This is a genomic window from Bartonella sp. OC16QHHD, assembly GCF_042194035.1.
GTDB lineage: Bacteria > Pseudomonadota > Alphaproteobacteria > Rhizobiales > Rhizobiaceae > Bartonella.
In genome coordinates this window covers 1-3,546 of the sequence record NZ_JBHIMJ010000043.1, presented here as the reverse complement: position 1 = coordinate 3,546, position 3,546 = coordinate 1, and the positions used below count along the sequence as shown (strand labels likewise).

Sequence of the window (3,546 nt, the reverse complement as noted above, 5' to 3'; positions counted from 1 at the left end):
AAAGGGTGCTAAAGACCCACAACCTGCTTAAAAAGAAATTTTATTAAAGGCTACTTATCCACAGCCTATGACATGAGGTAAGATCAGCAAAATAGTGAAATTTGCTGTTCGTTTTATGGAAAAAAGACAAATTTGATATGTGCTTTTAAGATATCAGAATGTATGTTTTGATAGGCTTTTATTGCTTGCTTTGTAAGAAAGATAAAAAGCATATACCCCCCCTATACCCCCAAAACCCCTACAAAACCTATGCTATAAGTTGAATTTACAGGTTGTAATGTTGATATAGATTGTTTTTTGAAAAGTTGATAAAAATTAACATATTGAAATATAATGACTTTTATTTTGATTTTTAAAATATATAAAGAGGGGAATAAAAAGCACCTCCAAAACCCCCAAAACCTCCAAAACCAATAGATGGGAAATGTTTTGAAGGTTTCATTTTATGAATACATAAGTTATATGTTTTATTGGAATTTAAAATTCATTCATTGAAATGTTTTATGACTTTTCACTAAGGGGTGCCATTCATAACGTATGGTAGGTCGACCGCCTTGGGAGTTATTCTCTCCAGAGATTTCACGAATATAGTTACAACGACATAAAAGCTCTAAAGCTTGCTTAACGGTTTGATTGTCTGTTAAACATTTCCAATCACGTTTATAAACATCCCGTGCAGTAAAAACATTAGGTAAATAATCACAGCGCTTGACAAGCAAGTTTGCACTTTCTGTTGCTAATGTATCATGCGCCGCATAAAGACGTTTGGCATGACTTAACAGATATTTTTCCCAATACAAGGCTCTCTCAAGAGCATTTCTATTGATTTCAAAACGACCCCCTTCGGTCAATTCAAAAATCAACGCAAGTGTTGGTATGGTTTTATCCATTTTCAAAAGATACGATTGTAAATTTGTAGAGAAATGACCACTATTTATTTTTTTCTGAAAATTTTCCCACCATACACGAAACATTTCTTGAGCTTCAGCAGAAAAGCGTATGGTTATCGGATGCTTTGGTGAGCCTAACGGTTTATCATAAAGAGAACGAAAGACCCCTTGATAGCTTTCCCATACCTTTTGATTGGGAGGTCTATCCGTCCATAACCGCTTTTTTCGTTCGTCGGGCCATACAATCATTTGAAATCGTTGCATGAAACCATCATCATTTATTCCATGGCACATGGCTTGAATAATGGGAATAATGCGTGAGGGTTGAATGCCCCCAATAATGGAAATGGTTGCATTGGGAATATGAATGGTTCCACGTTCAATACGGTCATAGGTGTATGACGTATTGCCATTAAAAGCTGTTAGATAAAAGGCACGGTCTGTTTGGTATTCCTTTCTTTCCATATTAGCTAAAAACCCAGCCAATTCATCTCGTACCATCAAGAGACCACGGGGGTTTTCTTTTAAGAGTTCCCCAAGCTTTTCGACAGTCACATCGTTGACAATAAGACGTCGTTTATCAAGAGTGTTATCATCACTTTCTTTGTGTTCAATAGATTGTGAAAGAAGGGCAAGGGCTTGTTCCTCATCTTGATCTTTGAGTGCTTTATAGGCTTGTTTTTTCTTTTCTCGTTTATCTAATTCAATAAGAATATCTTTCTTTTCTTGCTGTTCTTTCTTCTTTAACCATTCTTGATGCCATTCCTCTTGAAAGGCATAGAGAGGAGTTAAAGCGGCTTGCATGGTAGGTGTTTTGAGTGTTGAAGGTTGCCCCACAAGAGCACCCCAGAGATTAGGAACAATTTTCCAATTATTATCATGTTTTTTGGGAGCAATCCGCACGCCATTGCCAATCACAGCAGCCAAGCCACATAAAGCAGAGATAGCAATAAAATCGATAGAAGATTGTTGAAGATCGGCAACCTCATAAATATAGTCCATTAATGGCATTGGAAGCTGTAATAAGCTAAAAGGCTCGACAGGTAAGAGAGCCGTAGCAATCGGTTTTAATTGCCCCCAACCATTTTGTTGCAAGGCTTGTTCATAAGAAATGGCTTTTAAACAAGTATTTTCGTTTAAAGAGACATTATCGTTATCATTGACGGGAGTATTTTCATTATTGTTTTGTAAATTACTATCTTTCATAGTTTCCCTCTTTTAAGAAAGTAATACGTTATTAAAATCCGTTCCTTTTGGAGCTTGCATCATAAAGACCTCAAAGCCATGGTTATAGGCACGCGCAGCGAGGGTAAAACCTGCTTTACGCGCCGTCCATTGCAATGGTGAGACGCCCTTTTGTAGGGGGTAAATTCACACGCATCATGCCACTGGTTGAAAGAGACGCCCATAAATTCACAGGCTCAGATAACAACCCAGACAAAAGAGCCAGACCCGTTTCAATGCCCTCACAAATGACCAAATGTTTTGGATTGGCTTGGCTTAAATGCACCCCACCACCCGTTACAGATCCCAACATGGCTTTTGCTGGTTTTTGGTCTGTTTTGCAGCCATTGGCTTGTAAAAAGGTTCTATGAATGGCGAAAGAGCCAGCGCCCTTAACAAGAGCCACCAACGCGGGCAGTGTACCCCCAGAGGGGTATAGACACTTGTCGTGAAAACGTAAATCAGCAGGCAAATCACATGTAATACCCCGCATGCGTAAATAGGTTTCTGCTAAAGTATTTTTGATTGGTTGGCTTTGTTGCCAAATTGCTTTTGCTCTCTCTGCTTTCTGTTTTGCTCGTTTGAGATCAGCACAAAACTGTTTGGAGAAAGAGAGCGTCTGATCATAAGCTTGTTTTCCAAGCAATCCAATTCTAATGAGTGCTTGTATGATCTCTCTAAAAGAGCAGCCAGCATAACAATAGAGTAAGAGACGCCCATCATGTCCATTGGCAAGGGATAAGCTAGGCAGCCTATCATCATGAGCAGGGCAACGGGCTGTTCCATAGCGCCCATGCCAAACCCCGCGCAAGGCACGTGTGATACTTTGCGCATTCTTAAAAGAACACATCATTGTAAATCCTATAACGTTGCGTCACAGGACGGATTGTGCTATCTCTAGGGTGATGAGTTTGAGAAAGCCTTGTCCGTCCTTACGTGACAAGTTTTTTTTTATGCCGCGTCACTTTGACGTTGCTGTTTTGCTTGCTCGATGACATTGATAAGATCCGATTGTAACCAACGGGACAAAAAACCAAATTTTAAAGGTTTTGGGAGAGAGCCATTGGTTACATGACGGCGGAATGTTGAGACACTCATATGAAGCAATTTTGCACTTTCACGGTCTGTCAAAAGAATATCATTTTCTGTCATACTAAAATCCTTTCTATCAAAAAATGGTAACAAATCATAACTATTTATTAACCACATTTTGGTTCATTTAGAAAGATGTTTTATTTATAGAAAACAATATTTTATCATACAATTTCTGATGTGATACGTTATGAGTCTTATTGAGAGAGAATGAGAGAAAAGAGAGCTAAAGTTATCCACAGATAATGGGGTTATTCACCCCATATCTTAAGATTGACCCGTGACATAAGCCGCCCATTTATCCATATAAACGCGGCGCTGTTCTAAATAGTCAGTCCGA

2 protein-coding genes and 2 pseudogenes are annotated in these 3,546 nt (G+C 38.8%); all 4 read right to left on the bottom strand.

The genetic code is table 11. The features are described 5' to 3' along the window. Nucleotides 1–488: 488 nt before the first annotated feature. Nucleotides 489–2,096: a YfjI family protein gene (locus ACFIK1_RS05095; RefSeq protein WP_375662235.1), complete on the bottom strand. Its 1,608-nt coding sequence runs from the start codon at nucleotides 2,094–2,096 to the stop codon at nucleotides 489–491. A 12-nt stretch (nucleotides 2,097–2,108) separates the two neighbouring features. Further along, a pseudogene (locus tag ACFIK1_RS05090) lies at nucleotides 2,109–2,967 on the bottom strand (toprim domain-containing protein). A gap of 98 nt (nucleotides 2,968–3,065) precedes the next feature. Continuing rightward, nucleotides 3,066–3,266 carry an AlpA family transcriptional regulator gene (locus ACFIK1_RS05085; RefSeq protein WP_011180791.1) on the bottom strand — a complete coding sequence of 67 codons (201 nt, stop codon included), beginning with the start codon at nucleotides 3,264–3,266 and terminating at the stop codon, nucleotides 3,066–3,068. A 207-nt stretch (nucleotides 3,267–3,473) separates the two neighbouring features. Then, a pseudogene (locus ACFIK1_RS05080) lies at nucleotides 3,474–3,546 on the bottom strand (integrase); the annotation flags it as partial.